At 60.1% G+C, this 15,768-nt stretch carries 11 protein-coding genes and 1 pseudogene; 6 read left to right on the plus strand and 6 right to left on the minus strand.

Going from position 1 to position 15,768, the window contains the following annotated elements:
- The first annotated feature begins 208 nt into the window (after positions 1-208).
- The 3 genes from OG251_RS35710 to OG251_RS35720 all read left to right on the plus strand — a co-directional run bounded on the left by OG251_RS35710 (position 209) and on the right by OG251_RS35720 (position 3,868).
- On the plus strand, positions 209-1,153 hold the full coding sequence (locus OG251_RS35710) for a hypothetical protein (protein ID WP_326680983.1): 945 nt from the start codon (positions 209-211) through the stop codon (positions 1,151-1,153).
- A 229-nt stretch (positions 1,154-1,382) separates the two neighbouring features.
- Positions 1,383-3,029 (plus strand): ATP-binding protein, encoded by a 1,647-nt coding sequence (locus tag OG251_RS35715; RefSeq protein ID WP_326680984.1) that lies wholly within the window; start codon positions 1,383-1,385, stop codon positions 3,027-3,029.
- Entirely contained in the window at positions 3,029-3,868 is an 840-nt protein-coding gene (locus OG251_RS35720) for an HNH endonuclease (RefSeq protein ID WP_326680985.1), read from the plus strand. Before OG251_RS35715 ends, OG251_RS35720 begins: the two co-directional genes overlap by 1 nt.
- Positions 3,869-4,054: 186 nt before the next feature.
- On the opposite strand, the gene OG251_RS35725 is transcribed toward OG251_RS35720, so the two are convergent.
- Both OG251_RS35725 and OG251_RS35730 read right to left on the minus strand, forming a co-directional pair.
- On the minus strand, positions 4,055-4,411 hold the full coding sequence (locus tag OG251_RS35725) for a hypothetical protein (protein ID WP_326680986.1): 357 nt from the start codon (positions 4,409-4,411) through the stop codon (positions 4,055-4,057).
- Positions 4,412-5,216: 805 nt separating this feature from the next.
- Positions 5,217-5,795: a hypothetical protein gene (locus tag OG251_RS35730; RefSeq protein WP_326680987.1), complete on the minus strand. Its 579-nt coding sequence runs from the start codon at positions 5,793-5,795 to the stop codon at positions 5,217-5,219.
- A gap of 264 nt (positions 5,796-6,059) precedes the next feature.
- On the opposite strand from OG251_RS35730, the gene OG251_RS35735 reads away from it, so the two are divergent.
- Positions 6,060-6,953: a YhfZ family protein gene (locus OG251_RS35735; protein ID WP_326680988.1), complete on the plus strand. Its 894-nt coding sequence runs from the start codon at positions 6,060-6,062 to the stop codon at positions 6,951-6,953.
- Between the two features lie 184 nt (positions 6,954-7,137).
- Here the strand turns inward: OG251_RS35735 and OG251_RS35740 are convergent, their stop codons facing one another.
- From OG251_RS35740 to OG251_RS35755, 4 genes are all read right to left on the minus strand, one after another.
- Complete coding sequence (locus OG251_RS35740) at positions 7,138-8,316, minus strand: glycosyltransferase (RefSeq protein ID WP_326680989.1); 1,179 nt, start codon at positions 8,314-8,316, stop codon at positions 7,138-7,140.
- 169 nt (positions 8,317-8,485) lie between these two features.
- Positions 8,486-9,247 carry an SDR family NAD(P)-dependent oxidoreductase gene (locus tag OG251_RS35745; RefSeq protein WP_326680990.1) on the minus strand — a complete coding sequence of 254 codons (762 nt, stop codon included), beginning with the start codon at positions 9,245-9,247 and terminating at the stop codon, positions 8,486-8,488.
- A 55-nt stretch (positions 9,248-9,302) separates the two neighbouring features.
- Positions 9,303-10,856 (minus strand): GMC family oxidoreductase, encoded by a 1,554-nt coding sequence (locus tag OG251_RS35750; RefSeq protein ID WP_326680991.1) that lies wholly within the window; start codon positions 10,854-10,856, stop codon positions 9,303-9,305.
- 106 nt (positions 10,857-10,962) lie between these two features.
- Positions 10,963-12,741, minus strand: coding sequence for an alpha/beta fold hydrolase (locus OG251_RS35755; protein WP_326680992.1), 1,779 nt, complete (start codon positions 12,739-12,741; stop codon positions 10,963-10,965).
- Positions 12,742-14,013: 1,272 nt separating this feature from the next.
- Between OG251_RS35755 and OG251_RS35760 the strand changes: the two genes are divergently transcribed.
- Both OG251_RS35760 and OG251_RS35765 read left to right on the plus strand, forming a co-directional pair.
- Positions 14,014-15,225: an MFS transporter gene (locus OG251_RS35760; RefSeq protein WP_326680993.1), complete on the plus strand. Its 1,212-nt coding sequence runs from the start codon at positions 14,014-14,016 to the stop codon at positions 15,223-15,225.
- 35 nt (positions 15,226-15,260) lie between these two features.
- Positions 15,261-15,677 (plus strand): annotated as a pseudogene (locus OG251_RS35765) (transposase); the annotation flags it as partial.
- Positions 15,678-15,768: the final 91 nt, after the last annotated feature.

Here is a 15,768-nt window from a genome sequence, read left to right on the forward strand (position 1 = left end):
TCACGGCTGCTGTGGCGCCTTGCACCGCCGCCTCGCTGCGGGCTTCGATGTGTCCGGGCTCGTGAACGCCCGGCCGCGCGATGGAAGACGCCCCCGCACCCTTTCGCCGAGGACCGGCCAGAAGCATCACCATCCGTACGACATTTGCCGACCCACCTCACAAAGCGCTCGCCGCCGGGGGCCGGTTTGGCGCGGAACAGCGACCACGATGCCTCAGGCCACTCTGGCCCTCACCGAAGACCGCCGCCGCAGCACTGGAGAGTCCCACCAAGCTCTGCACCCGCTTCTCAGCGACGGCGGTCAGGCGCTCGCCATTCCCGCAGCACGCCACCCGGAACAGGCGCAGCTGGAGGCTGCGGTCTTCCTCGCCTGCTGCAAGATCGGCGGGCTCTCTGAACACCCCCTGGGCATCGTCCAGGTACATCCGGAGGAGGAGCAGCTCACCCTCAGGCTCCTCAACGAGCCGTACGTCGTGCACCACTGGGCCGAATTCCTCCTCCCCCGTCTGAACGATGTGGAGAGCGACCACCCCCAGGACTGTGTCGCGGGGGTGGCCGGCCTCCGCTACCGCCGCGAGGGCGGCGGCATCATGCTGCACCGTCCCGGCACGCCGGCCCGGGTTCTGCTGACGGGCTTCAACCCGCGCTGGTGGGATCGGATCGCAGAGCGGCTCGACACCGACTACGGCCTGCTCCAGATCAAGCGGGACTGGACACTCACGGAACGGGCTGCGTACACCGCGGCCGTGCGCTCCCCCTTCGAACCGGCGTTGCTCTTCTCTCCTCTGCTGCGACGCATCCGGGCGACCGCCGGCACGGGGCCGTTCAACGGCACCGACGCCTGGAACTCGGTCGGCGGATCCTTCCGGCTGGAGACCACCGACGGCCCGCCGTGTCCCGAACTCGCCCGCCTCCTCGGCGACGGTCCCACCGGGTTGGGCTGGAGGATCGATCACAAGAACTGCACCTGCCTGTGCGGCCACACCCGCTCCGGCATGGGCTGCACCATCGACTTCCTCGAACCCACCACGGGTCAGTTCGTGTACTACTCCAACCTCAAATGGGGCCGCAGCCACAGCGACGGCCGCCGTCAGACCATCACCGAGCTGAATCGCCTAGCCTTCGGCGGAGATCGGCCGTACCCGGTGCAGTAGCGCACTGCTGCAGAGCCAGGGGCCTGGCCGGGGTCGGTCTGGCACGGCTCTGCCGCGGTCCGGATGTACTGGTCGCTGCCGCAGGATCGCGTCGGAGGATCGTCGGCTGCCCAGAGCCGACGCGTGGTCATACCCTTCAGTGCGTTGACGGCCCACTCGCTGGGTCGTCGCGTCCATGCCTCTTCGGTGGAGGCATCCGGGGCAGTGCAGTCTGCGACAGGAGGGGTCCGTGCGGTTCACCGTGCTACGGGAGGACGAGCATCTGCGGGGTGGTGATCGTGGGTGTGTCCTGGTGCCGGCGCCGGTGTCGCAGACGCAGGGTGATGAGTACTGCACGCTGTATCGATTGTGGTTCCGGGATGGTGCGGGAGCAGACCGCGAGCTGGGTCTGGTCAAGATCGGCTATGCCGACCTCATCCGGGGGGAACGGCCCCTTGAGGCCGGGAACTTCGACTCGTTGGGACCGGGGCACGACCGCCGCTTGTACTGGTTCTCGGTGGGCCAGAATGACAGCTACTACGGCAACATCCGGGCGCTCGGCCCGATGCTGCGTGCGGAAGTCCTGGACGGGCTGTGCGACATCGCCTACGACGAGGGCCTGTTCGATCAGGCGATGATGTGGGACGTCACTCACGCGTCCTTGCTTCACGCGGTCACGCCCCAGACAGTCGGGGTCCAGTTCCGGCGTATCGCCTGGGGGGGGTTGCAGTTCACGGACTACGACTTCTCGTACGTCGCGCCCGCCCCTCCGTGCGAGGAAATCGCGTCGGAGCCTTGGCGTCTGTCCTTCGCTGTTCGGCCCAACTCCACTCCTCCGACGAACGTACACGTCCTGATCGGCCGAAACGGCGCAGGGAAAACGACCCTGCTCGGCGACCTCACCAGCTCGGTAGTGGCCCCTGAAGGGCACGGCGCTGACGTGGGGAGAATCGAGTGGTCCAGGGCCGCGCCCGGAACGTTCGTCAACGTGGTCTCGGTGGCCTTCAGCGCCTTCGATCCCGCCCAGGAGGAACGTACCGAGTCCGACGATGGCGAGGACGTCCAGGCCGAGCTGAAGGGCTGGGATCCTCAGAATGTGCCCGGCGGCAGACGTGGACCAAGCCTGGGCCGCAGGCCCTCGGTTGCCTATTGGTACGTGGGGCTCGCCAAGGTCGACGAGTTCGGCCGCCCGACACGTGAACGCAAATCCTATGAGGACCTGAGCAAGGAGTTCGGCAAGAGCGTGGCGGAGGTCGTGGCTGCTGGCCGCGTCGACCGGTGGATCGCCGCGCTGGACAGACTGCGGAGCGACCCGCACTTCAACCAGTCACCCGTCCATCCTTTTGCACGGGATCTACGGGAACGTGGGGGGTTCCGGAAGGAAGACGAGGCGACTACGGAGATGCTCTTCACCTCTCTGAGTTCGGGGCACGCAATCGTCCTGCTGACCATCACACGGCTGGTGGAAACGGTCGCCGAGGCGTCCCTGGTGCTCTTGGACGAACCCGAGGCACACCTCCATCCGCCCCTGCTGGCGTCGTTCGTCAGGGCAGTGTCGGATCTTCTCACCGACCGCAACGGGGTCGCTGTGGTCGCCACGCACTCGCCGGTGGTCCTGCAGGAGGTGCCGCGCTCGTGCGTCTGGAAGATCAGCCACTGGGCTCACGGCAGCCAGCCCGTGCGGCCGGAGATCGAAACCTACGGGGAGAACGTCGGCATCCTTACGCATGAGGTCTTTGGCTTGGAGGTCGCCCAATCCGGCGTCCAGGCCGAGATCGAGAAGGCGGTGAGGGAATGCGGCTCCTACGAGGAGGTCCTGGCCCGTTTCCGTGGTCAGCTCGGCGGTGAGGCCAAAGGGCTGGTCCGGATCCTCCTGGCCTACCGGGAACGCCGCTGATGTGGCCGCTCGAACCACCCGCCGTGTCCGCGCGCCTCAGCTTCGACACGTGTGTAAGCAATACCCGTGACCCGCAACGCCGCGAACTGCTCGTTGCCGCCGGGACGAGCGTCGAGGACGCCGGGACGCGCTTTCGTGACGCCGCACAGGAGGGTGCTCTGCACGATCTGCGGAGCGAGCACTTCCCTGTGCCGGGGATCGGCGCTGACGATGCTGTGCGGTGGGTCTACAAGAACGGCATGGTCGACGGGAAGGGCCGTCGTATCTACGACCACCTGATGCGGGCCCCATTGCACGAGAGGTGTCCTCTGTGCGGCCACGGCACCGTGACCACGCTGGACCACTTCCTGCCGAAGAAGCTGTTCCCGGCGCTGTGTGTGGATCCGCTCAATCTCGTGCCAGCGTGTGCCGAGTGCAACCATGCCAAGGGCGAGAGGGTGCCGTCGAGCGCGGAGACAACGCTGCTGCACCCCTATCTGGACCGCATAGACCAGGACCGATGGCTCGAGGCGAGGATCGTGGATTCCAGTCCACTCTGGCTCGAGTTCTTCGTCAGTCCCCCGAGGTCGTGGGAGCAAGTACTTGCGCAGAGAACCCGGCATCACTTCGAGCGGTTCCGGCTTGCTGAGCGGTTCGCAGCTCAGGCCAACCGCACCCTGGCCGGCATCCGGCGACAGCTCACCAGCCTGTTGCAGGCCGGTGGCAAGGAGCCGGTACACGCCTACCTGGCCGCCGAAGCCGAGACCCGGCTCGCCGACCGTCCCAACGGCTGGGAAGGAGTGACCTACCGGGCTCTGGCAGAAAACGACAACTTCTGCGCAGGCGGATGGCCGCAATGAGCCCGTACCGTCAGGTCGGGGCCCACCAGGGGCTGCCGGTGGTCCGGCCCGTCCGGTCGACGTGCGTAGGCGACGGACGGGCTTCGCATCCCATGATGCCCCTCCGGGCGCGACATATGGGTGTGGCATGGTCAGGGGCCGCCCGACGCTCGTAGAGCGGCATCCTCGGATCCTGCGGACGGGAGGCTACTGCCCCGGCGCGGGCTTCAGTACAGCAAGTTCCCCAGACATCGGGTGACCGGCGGCGCCGAGCAGCACGTTGCCCGGCTTGAGATGAGACGACGCGGTCCGTGCGGGGTCCCAGCCGGTGCAGTGGTCGCGGACCTGGCCGTCCTCGCCCCGAACGGTGATCTGCCAGGACTGCCAGTCCAGGCGCGGGCCGCGGTCGATAGCGAGGACCTCGTACTCGCTGTCGGTGTCCCCGTGGTCGTAGCGGCCACCGACCCGGCGAGGTCCCACCTGCAGGGCGACGAACTCGGCGGCCGATCGTACGACGGGAGTTCCGGTGCGGCAACGTACGACTGCCCCTTCGGGCCTGGCCACTGACGATGCTTCGACATACCCGGCAGCGTAGCTACCCGTCCGGACGGCTGGCAGAGCGCGAACTGCCGCTTCCTTCCGTGTGGTTGATCAGGTCGCTCCGTTCTGGCCGGAGACACGTGAAGGTCTCTTGGGCGCATGTCCGACGGCGTTCGTCTTCCCCTGTGCGGCCGATGCCTTCTTGGCAGTCAACCTTCCGTAGGGGATGACGGGTCTGCGGCGGTGATGCGGTCCCAGGCGGCACGCAGGCGTTCCTCCCCTGCGGGGTGCTTGGAAGCACGGAATGTCGCACGCATCTGCCGGTACGTATCCGGCTTGTGCGTGGCTATGAGGCGGCGTACGACGGAGTCGAGCTCCTCGTCTGTCAGCCGTGCGCCGCCCTCAGACTCGTCGGTCTCCCCGGGCACGTCTGGAGTGGTCGGCCGCGCCGGTTCCTGCTGGGCGAGGAGAACGGCCAGCGCCACGGCCTGCTCATTGGTCAGGTCCAGGCTTTCGGTGAGGGCAAGGACAACGGCCCGACGAGTACGGCCCGATCATGGGCACTGTTCATGGCGGTGGTCTCCGTCTTGGTTTGCGCGCCGCATGTCGCACTACACACGTAGTCGGGATTCTGGCCGCCTGATCCGAGCCGTTGGGGATCCACGCTCAACTTCCACTCGGTCGGGTGACGGAGCACTGCTTACATCCAGCCCGGAGCGGCTCGAGGTCGTCGCTGCGTAGAGCCGCGCGGGTAGCGCCGCTCTCGTACCCGCCTCCGGATGGCTGCCAGGGCTTGGCGTGAGACGTCGCCCCTGTTCTGCTCGGGTGGTCATGCGATCAGCGTCCCGGCCGTGTCGCCGCCCATAGACCGGGCGGCCGGCTCGGGCAGGTCGACCGGTGCCAAGACCATCCGCAGGTCCTCCGACAGAGCCGCGGCTCCTTTTTGCTGGAGACCGAGAAGAGGCCGCCGGTGTCGGAGCCCGGCAGGTTCAGGTGCTGCTCGGGGACGTCGGCCCGGCCGAGACGGACGCGTTATTGACCACCGCCTGCGGAACCTCCCTGGGAGGAACGCCTTTCTGAATGCGGTCAACCACCGGAGCGATGGCGGCATACATGCGCCGTGCCATCGGTGCGTCGTTCCTGTTCGCGAAAAACCTCCCCTGATGTCCTGCTCCAGTTCTCCGAGGTAGTCCACGAGATGTGTCCTTGTCAGCTTGATCTCGATCAGACCGCCCTGGGCCTGTGCATCTGCGAGCTTGCGCCGGTTGGCAACATCGAACGAATCGCCACCGTAATCGGCATGACTGGTGCGCTCCCACAGGTCCTTGGCGCAGGTGATGTTGAGCGCGGCTACGCCCGCGGCCTTGTCGATCCGGTCCGTGTATCCGGCCGAAGGGGCATTCTTCATGCCTCGCTCCCGGGGCCGCCAGTCCGACCGCCCGTCAGGTTGGAAACGGCTCACTGGCTCATGGGGAAAACCACACCCGGCGTGTCGTCACAGGTGCCTCATTGGCGCCGGCCCGCGCGTACCAACGGCAGTCGGGCTGTTCGCGACTGGGTTCTAGGCCGACTGCGAGCAGCCGGACACCCGACTTCCCATCACAGAGAACCTCGAGGGTACAGTTCAAGCATGACTTCCGTTGATTCCCCCCTGCTTACTAGAAGTGGCCGAGTGGCGCAGACACTCGCACTTTTCCTATTACGTCGCAACGAGGGGGACCGGATCGGCCGAATTCGCGATTACGCAGGGCGGCTGAAATGCGGGAACGGGACGGTTCAGGCGGCATTTTCGCTCCTCGAAGAATGCGGCGCTATCGAAACTGAGGCACGTGGCCACCTAGGAACCTATCTGGTGCGGGCCGACATTTCCCTACTGTGGAAGGTAGCGGGACTGGGGGCGGTAACAGCAGCAATGCCAATGCCATCAGGGCTCCAAAGTGAAGGTCTGGCGACAGGGCTCAGGCGCGCGTTTCAGCAGTCGGGAATCCCACTCAACCTCACATTTATACAGGGTTCGCATTCTAGAGTTAACGCGCTCGTAGATCGTAGGCTAGATCTCATTGCAATGTCCCGCTTGGCATTTGACAGGAGTTCCCAGGAGCTTCCGATCAAACTGATGGGAGATCTTGGAACTCAGACGTACACAGGGAAGTACTGCATTCTCCTGCGACGTGACGCTAGCCTCGACAGCACGGGACTCCGAGTAGCTATTGATCCACGCTCCATGGATCAGGAAGTAATCTGCCGTCAAGTTTTTGCGCGGAAGCGGGTCGAATACATCTACGCATCCTATCCACTCATGAACAAGCTGTTTGAGCGCGGGGACCTGGACGCCACAGTTTGGCATGGGGAAGACGCACCTCGTCGATTCAGCCGTGATCTTAAAGTGTTCCCAGTGAGCAGGGATATTATGGATGACCTCCCCAAGGAACTCTCACGCGCAGCACTCGCCGTGTATCAGCAGAATTCGGAACCCGTAAGCGCAGTTTGCCATCGGATCTCCCTCGACTGGATCATAAAAAGTCAGGCAGAGGTGATCTCAGGACAGCTAGTCCCGTCCTATTGAACCAGACGGGGAAATTCAACCGTGGCCGCCCTCAATGCTTGGGGAGTACTTGGAGGGCGGCCCCCGGTTCTGCTGGGCTGGTCAAGATCCCGTACCGTGCCGACCCTCTTCTCCTGAGGCCTCTCAGATGGACAGGGTCAGCATATTAGTTCGTTATCAAGAACAGCTAAAAAGGCATCACTGCTCAGCAGCAACTTAGGATGCGATCCAATACCGAGCCAAGAGGAGGCAACGCCAGAGCTTTGCGTTGCCAAGCTATAGTGTTTTCTCTGAAACTTTGATCACTAAGCATCTTGCGAACTGTAGTCTCAATCTCATCCGGCGTATCTGTTGGTTCCAGAGTTAAGCTCATGTTCAACTCTTCACAACGTCGCGCATTGTCAGGTTGGTCGCTACAAATAGGTGCGATTGCCATTGGCACATTCGCGTTCAAAGATTCCTTGAGTGATCCGAAACCACCGTGTGTAATGAAGAGTGCGACTCCTGCCTGCAGCAGCAGGGGCTGTGGGGCAAACGCCGTCACAGTGATGTGCGGTGGGGCGTCGAACCTCCCCACATTCTTGCGGCCTACTGAGACAACTGCATTGCAGTGAATCCTACTCAGCGCAGCAATGATGCGCCTATACCACTCAACCGCCACCTCTGAAAGACCAGATGCACACGTAATGATCGACCCCAGGGACACGTATATCAGAGGCCGGTCCGTTGGAATCTTTGCCATCCAGGCAGGAAGCCTCTCTCCGAGACGCCTGGAGTTCTCATGCCGGTATGCCTGAACAGAAATATCCGGCAGGTCGTGCAGCAAAAGTTCGGGCGGTGCAGGTGTAAGAACAGTGCCGCTGGCACGACTCGGTTCAGAATCAGCAATTCCGAGCTCTGCGCGGAACTTCCCGAGGGCCGGCAGTAGGGATTCCCTATTGGTGGTCATGAGACGTATGAAACCGTTGTCCAAGCTCACTTGAGGGATGTTGCACTTTATTGCTGCAAGGTACCCACCAAGTTCAGTACAGTCTCGGAGAATCAGATTGGGGCGCCATTCGTCGATGATGCCGATCACATCACGTGCCATTCGCAATGCGGAGGGGCCTGCTAGGTACTCTGTCAAAAGAGTGTCGACGAATTTCTTGTTTCCGCTGTTTACGAGCACAGACGACAGCAGATCCCCAACGATGGGATCTGCAGCCCAATCTATCCCTGCAGGAACGTGAGAGAATCCGTAGGTACGCATAAGGCGCTGCCCAAATTCTTGAGGGGCAGCGATTCTTACGGCGTGTCCTTGATTTTCCAGCAATCTGGCAACTTCGGAAATTGCCCGTACGTGCGATTCGACTGGCTGTACGGTGAGGAGAATCCGTTTGCTCATGGTTCGACTCCCAATGCCTTCAGAATATAGGGCGCAGTGCGGACAGTTTTATTGACGGATTAAGCAGGAATTCCGCTACACGAGTGACTTTCCCTACCAACGCAGAACCCTGTACGAGAACGGGTACCTGCTATGGCATCTCAACGGCACGCGAAAGCGGGATCCCTGATCACTGAGCCAGGTACCCACCGTCTACGGGAAGAACTACTCCTGTGATGAAAGAGGCAGCATCCGAGGCAAGGAAGGCAATTGCTTCGGCGACCTCTTGAGGCTCACCCAGGCGGCGCATGGGATGGATTCTTTTGACATCTGCAAGGAGTTCTGCTCCAGATGAATCCTCTTCCATCTGACGAACCCATTCAGTGCGAGTCGTACTCGGCGCCACCGCATTAACACGAATACCTTGTGCCGCCCACTCAATAGCAAGATGCTTGGTCAATCCGGATGAAACGAACTTCGCAGGACCATATGTGGCCTGACCCGCCTGGCCAGCGATACCGGAAATCGAGGATACGCAGACAATCGACCCTCCACCAGTCTTAAGCATTTCCGCGATTGCATACTTGCATGTCAAGAAGGTTCCACGACCATCGATTCGCATTACGTGGTCCCAGTCTTCGGCCGTCGCCTCGATGGCATTCATCATCGGTATGACGCCCGCATTGGCTACCAGGACGTCAATACATCCGAATCGTTCGACGGCCGCACCAATCATGCGGCGCACGTCAGCCACCTCGGCGATGTCGCCAGCAACCGTCTCGATTTGATGCCCGCCGGCGGTCAACATTTCGCGCAAATCGCGCAGCCCGGCTTCGTCTATGTCGGTTGCGGTGACGAGAGCACCCGATTGAGCGAAGAATATTGCGGTCGCCCGACCTAGACCCTTTGCTGCTCCAGTTACGACACACGACTTACCTTTGAGATCTGCCACGGTCAGCCTCCACTACCTAGATCATTATTGTTCTTCTGGATCTTCCTCTATGGAGTCAGATAACTTCTAGTGGCACAATCCCCCGAATAAGATCTGCCGCCCTTTCCGCGATCGCTATTGTCGGAGCGTTGGGATTGCAGAATATCGTTGGCATAACCGACGCGTCGACAACTCGCAGACGCTCCGTTCCGAGCACTCGGAGTTCATCATCAACGACGGTTCCGATGGAGCATGTTCCAGCCGGGTGGAAAGCCGTAGACGAGTAGCTGCGAATATAAGCGCGAAGATCCTTATCGGAGTCCGATGCCGGCACTTCCACCGGCGTCTTGACATACTTCGACAAGGCTTTCTGCTCTGAGAAGTGGAGCGACATTCTTAGGCTTGCGACTGCAAGCTCCATATCCTCCGGCTCCGAGAAATAGTTGTGCTGAATTCGCGGATTCGCCGTGGGGTCATGCGAAGTGAGAGTAACTTCTCCTCGACTCTTTACCTCGAGTATGTCGGCACCGAAGGAAATTGCATGATGTTTAGTTGTAAGGCCACCGTCTGCGAACATGGTAGGCGCAACATGAAACTGTAGATCAGGAGCGGGCAAATTGGGATGTGAACGAATGAACCCTCCAGCCTCAGAAATATTTGAGGTCAACGGACCATTGTGCTCCTCGGTAAACTGCTTACCGTATCGAGGCTCCGCAGCTATGAGGAGACTCACCTTCTCTGGATGAGTAAATACGAGAAGGGCATGCGGATGGTCGCTGAGGTTCTGCCCGACCTCAGGGTTATCTACGAGAACCGGAATTCCCTGGTCCTTGAGGTGTTCTGCTGCTCCTATACCGGACAACATCAGGAGCTGGGGCGAGTTATATGCGCCAGCGCAGATAATCACTTCACGGGCTGCCTGTATGGTGACAGCCCCATCACGACCCACGCCCGTGACTCCCGTTGCCGTGCTGCCCTCCAACGAGACTCGATGCACCATAAAGTCTGTCTTGACCGTAAGGTTCTTACGTTTAAGTGCAGGTTGGAGATACGCCGTAGCGGCACTGCAGCGCCTGCCGTCTCGCTGGGTTAGCTGATAAAATCCGAAACCGTCCTGAATGGCACCGTTAAAATCATCATTGGCAGGGTGTCCAGCTTCTATTGCAGCCTCAATAAAAGCTGCTGAGATGAGGTTCTTGGATCGGCTCTCGCAAACAGGGAGGGGTCCATCGTTTCCGTGATAATAAGAGGCGCCGCGCTCGTTATTCTCCGCACGCTTGAAGTAAGGAAGCAGCGTATCGAAACTCCAGTTTAGGTTGCCCCACTGGTCATAGTGCGACCGATGGCCCCGACTGTAGATCATGGCATTAATCGAACTCGATCCACCTAGCACCCGACCCCGCGGAAGCGCTATCTGACGGCCTTCGCAGAATTTCTCTTGCTCCGAACGATAGGCCCAGTCGTACTGAGTTTGAAAGAATTCTGGAAACCGAATCGGTACGTGGATGTCTGCGTGATCGTCCCGAGGACCCGCTTCGACCAAACACACCGAGACCTCGGGATCTTCGCTCAGCCGAGCAGCCAAGACGCAGCCAGCTGAACCGCCACCGACGATTACATAGTCATACATCGCCTTCTCCGATCGTAAAATTCACGCTCAGGGCAAGCAGTGACGCTTGCAAGTATTCGCATTCCCTAGGACGCGCGGTTCAGTCTTGAGTGGAACACAGCTCGCTTCAAGACGTATGTTGAAGAATTGCAGTGAGCACCTGACCCCAGTCGGCGGGGGCCAACTCATGGCCGGCGTCTTTCAGTAGAAGCATCTTGGACTGAGGAATCCCTCGAGCTAGGGCCTCTGCGTGAGGCACCTGATTCACCTGATCGCGTTTGCCGTGAATAATCAGGGTGGGTGCTGTTATCTCTGCCAGTCGCCCGCGCCATGGATCACCCCACTCGATAGAATTGTGGTTTCTCATGGATCGAATTTTTCCATCGGAGCGGTCAAAGACATCGCGTGCGAGGCTGCGCTTGCCTGCATCGTCAAACTCTCGCGTGTCGCTTGCGAGGCAACGCTGAACTGCCACTAGGTAATCGACTACCGAGCCCTTGTCAGCCCAGTCGGGCTCGACTATGTCATCGAGCGCGATGCTTACTCTTAGTGTCGGGGAAGGAAGATCCGGCTCTTCGGGATTAAGGTCACCGGGACTCGAGGAAAACAGTGTCAGCGAATTGACGACCTCAGGAGACATGAGCGCCGCAATCTGGACAATCATTCCTCCCATCGAGACACCGACGAGATGTGCGGTGGTTACGTTAAGGCAGTTGAGTAGTGCTGTGGCATCGGCAGCGAGATTCCGGAGTGTATATGGCGGCTGGCCTGGTGGATATGCAGTTGAACGCCCCGTGTCTCGGTGGTCATAACGTATGACGTAACGTCCGCCGCCGGCCATTCTGGAACAGAATTCGCTATCCCAGAAGAGCATCGAATCTGATGCCCCAGCGATTAACAGGACAGCTGGATCCTCAGGGTTGCCGAACATCTCCGCGCAGATGACGACATCGTTTAATTCGATCATCCGCTCTCGCATCGGAGCTCTTCCTTTGAGACAGCTGGAGGGGTAGGTGCCAAGGGATTCGATGAGGGTTAAGTATGCGGCACGCTCATCGTTGAGATTATGGAATTTACTAACGAACTCGAGCCCGTTGCGCCCCAACTCTTGCGCTAGCATCTTGTCATCGAGCAGTCGCTGCCCCTGCTCTCTAAGCTCATCCGGAGTGGAAAACACCAAACCCGTGCTCTCATTTTGTACGACACACGTGTTGCCAGGGATGTCGCGGACAATGACAGGGCACTGCAATTCCATCGCCTCTAGGACTGAGTTCGGGCTGCACTCGCTGATCGATGTATTGATCAATGCGGTTGCCTCGCACATGGATGCATGGAGGTTTTCAGGAAGTATGGCCCCTGCGTAGTGTATTCCCTTGCTTGAGGCGATGCGTCGCATCACGATTCCTTCAAAGTCTTCGTCGTAGCTCGTTCCTGCAATTACGAGGTGAATGCGAGGATCTTGCTCGTGCCAGGCGTTAATGGCCCTGAATGAATACAGTGGGTCCTTTATTGGGCGCAGGCCGGAAGGCAGCAAGATTAATTTGGCATCCGTAGGAAGCCCCAAGTTTTCCCGCAATGAAAAAGCGGAAGGCTTAGTCCAGATCGCTTGGGGGATCTTGTGTAGCTTCTCGCGGACATGTGGCCAGAGCTCGGTACATCGAATTTGAAAGTCCTCGTTGAGAACGATCAAGCCAGCCGAACCTTCCACTGCTGATGTCATGACCGAAAGGCTTGCCTCGTCCAGCGAGAACTCATTGAGATCGGTTCCAGCGAATATGAGGAGATAAGGCAGTCCAGCCTCAAGCACATATCTACCGCTGAACAGTGCATGAGTGCCAATTATTAGGTCGATCTCATTTAATCTCGCCACCTTGTGCAGATGTTCGATGCCGTCGCTTGCATTCATCAGAGTGACACCATGCCCACCGGCTGCCAAGTGTGAGGTGATCCTGCGGATCGTTGTGTCATTCCCTGACGGCCTAGGGCTATGAAGCAGGGCTAGAATATTCATTATGAAACGCCACCCTCTCATGTGGGATTTGTTTGATGCGAGGCGGGTTACTTCTCTCTATCCATAGGAATAATTAGATCGGCAAAAGTGCTACCCGTGGCGATAGGCGCTCCGATGCAAACCGCTTAGTCGTTACTGCGGTGCCGGATAGAAGAAGCGGACTCGTCGTCTGGTCGACCTCTAGAGGACAAGGTGGTGATAATTTTTATGCGGGGACTGATTGAAGGGAGCTATGCAGGTTAAAGATTTCGAAACGCGAGCACCGGTATCTCTATTTGAAGATGGGCGGATGGGTCGGAATTGTTTTTCCGTGTCAGGGTTCGGCAACTTTGCGAACGGGCGGATAGCGCTACGCTGAGGGATATGCGGTAACGGGCAGGTCTGCGATTTCGTGACTTGCGCTCGTGCAATCCTTCCTAGTAGGGAAGGTGGCCTATAGCTTCGTGCGGCATGTGCCTCTGGCTTCATACATGTTCACATGCCATTCATCTGCGTGGCCAGGACTAACAGTGACTTGGCTCAAAAAGATCACTTGGATCAGGAGTTGCCTGCGCATGGCTGCAAGGTGATCCTGCTGGTGGCTTGATCGCGACAGTTCTTGGCTCGCCTTGAATTCTGGATGCCTGAGCGGTGCGGCTGAACTCTGGCACCCGATTGGTTCTCCTGTCGGAGTAGTGCGCCCAATGCCCTGGCAAATGCGGACGAGGTGCGATGAATCCGAATCCTGACCGATCGCGTGCAGTAACGTCAGCGCACCGCTTCGATGCCCGTGAGTACCTGCCCCCGGTTTGCTGTGTCGTATTGGCCGTGTTTGCGCGCTGTGGCAACGCTCATCACTGAGTGCGTCGGTGGTTCATGTCGAGCAACGCGTGCCCCCGCGGCTGTCGGTGCACGTGACGTTAGAACTCCGCCAGTGACCCGCCGGCTCTTTCATGAGGGCGCTCCGGGGGCTGCGAGCAGCCTGTATGCGGGTCCGGGGCGGGCCAGTGTAGGGAGCCTCTTGACACATGGAGGCGTGCACTGGGGATAGTTGATAGCAGTGGGCTCGTTCGACATTGATGACTACGAAGCCGCTCCGTCGTGGGGACTGCTTCAGTAAGGACTGACGGCTCCTTCGTGCCCCAAGCGATTTCCTGCTAGATGCCCCTTCCTGGAAGGCCTGTAACAATGCCTTTGTCCCTGCTAGCCCTTGCGATATCAACTTTCGGATTCGGGACGGCTGAGTGCGTCATCATGGGGCTGATGCCTAATGTTGCTTCGGATATGGGGATTTCTATTCCTAGCGCTGGGTATCTCGTGTCGGCCTACGCGATTGGCGTCGTAATCGGCGCACCAATTCTCGCTGCCCTGGGCACACGAATCCCACGCAAGGGGATGATGCTGACGCTGATATTGCTCTTCATGTTCGGCAACTTGGCATCAGCTCTCGCGCCTAGTTTCGGTATGCTGATAGCCAGTCGAGTGCTGGCTGGACTGCCGCACGGTGCTTTCTTCGGGCTTGCTGCGGTCGTTGCCACCCGGCTGGTACACAAGGAACGCCAAGCAAGTGCCGTAGCGATAATGTTCATGGGCTTGACGGTGGCCAACGTTGTCGGTGTGCCCGCGGGCACTGCAATCGGGCAGCAGTTTGGCTGGCGCCCGGTCTTTTTCATCATCACCGCGATCGGCCTGTTCGCCGTGGCCTCACTCGCAGTGCTCATCCCCAAGGTTCCGCATGTGGCCCGTGAGGGCTTCGGTTCCGAACTGCGAGCATTCACGAATCGTCAGGTGCTGCTCGGGCTCCTTACGGCAGTTTTCGGCTTCGGCGGCGTGTTCACGGTCTTCAGCTATGTCGGTTCGATGACGACTCGTGTGACCGGATTATCCGAGTCGAGTACTCCTTGGGTGCTTGCCCTATTCGGTATCGGCATGACTCTGGGGGGAATGGTTGCAGGCCCACTGACTGATCGCGCGCTACGGCCGACGTTGTACGGCGCGCTTGCAGCACTTGCGCTGTCACTGTTGCTTTTTACCTTCGCGATCCAGGTGACCTGGGCTGCCCTTACCATGGTGATAGTCCTAGGCGCAGTTGGTTTTGGGACCGTCACACCAATCCAGATGCTAGTGATGACCTATGCACAGAGCGCACCAACCTTGGCCTCGGCGTCCAACCAGTCGGCATTCAACCTCGCCAATGCGGGCGGCGCGTGGCTTGGCGGCATGGTCGTGGCCGCTGGCTTCGGCTGGAGATCCCCTGCTCTGGCTGGTGCGCTTCTCACTGCCCTCGGCCTCGCTGTCGCACTATTGGCAGGCTTCCTCGACCGAGACCGCACCGGCTCCATATACCGAGTGGCCGCCCAGAGTCGCCACGTCGAGGCAGAGGTAGAGGCTGTCCCGTAAGCGCGCTCTCGCAACCGTCATCGACCGCGCCTCACGCCGGCTGGGCCATCGCCGACCACATGCGCACCGAGCTCGTCATCGACGCCCTGACGGCGGCCGAGCGGACCCGCGGGAACTTGACCGGAGCGATCATGCACACGGACCACGGATCTCAATATTCGAGCAGGGCCTTCGCGGAACTCTGCAGGTCAGCCGGGGTCCGGCAGAGCATGGGCGCGATCGGCTCCAGCGCGGACAACGCCGCCGCGGAAAGCTTCAACGCCGCCTTCAAGAGAGAGACACTCAAAGGCCGCAAAGCCTGGTCGAGCGAACGCGAGGCCGGACTCGACGCCTTCCGCTGGCTGACCCGCTACAACACCCACCGCCGCCACTCCCGCCTCAGCCAGCGATCTCCGATCGCCTACGAAAACGACCTCCAACCAGCAGCAACTACCCTGGCCCAAGCCGCATAGACGTGTTCAACATCCGGGGTCAAGGCCCCTGACCGGCTTCGCCCTGACCATGGTGGCCTGCGATCTGGTCTTCCTGAGCAGAGGGCTGGAC

Origin of the sequence: Streptomyces sp. NBC_01237, from assembly GCF_035917275.1 — a bacterium.
Classification (GTDB): domain Bacteria; phylum Actinomycetota; class Actinomycetes; order Streptomycetales; family Streptomycetaceae; genus Streptomyces.

Excerpts from the sequence above, each read along its gene's own strand:
- OG251_RS35710 (WP_326680983.1), top strand. The coding sequence starts at position 209 with ATGCCTCAGGCCACTCTGGCCCTCACCGAAGACCGCCGCCGCAGCACT.
- OG251_RS35720 (WP_326680985.1), top strand. The coding sequence starts at position 3,029 with ATGTGGCCGCTCGAACCACCCGCCGTGTCCGCGCGCCTCAGCTTCGAC.
- OG251_RS35730 (WP_326680987.1), bottom strand. The coding sequence starts at position 5,795 with ATGAAGAATGCCCCTTCGGCCGGATACACGGACCGGATCGACAAGGCC.
- OG251_RS35740 (WP_326680989.1), bottom strand. The coding sequence starts at position 8,316 with ATGAGCAAACGGATTCTCCTCACCGTACAGCCAGTCGAATCGCACGTA.
- OG251_RS35750 (WP_326680991.1), bottom strand. The coding sequence starts at position 10,856 with ATGTATGACTATGTAATCGTCGGTGGCGGTTCAGCTGGCTGCGTCTTG.
- OG251_RS35755 (WP_326680992.1), bottom strand. The coding sequence starts at position 12,741 with ATGAATGCAAGCGACGGCATCGAACATCTGCACAAGGTGGCGAGATTA.
- OG251_RS35760 (WP_326680993.1), top strand. The coding sequence starts at position 14,014 with ATGCCTTTGTCCCTGCTAGCCCTTGCGATATCAACTTTCGGATTCGGG.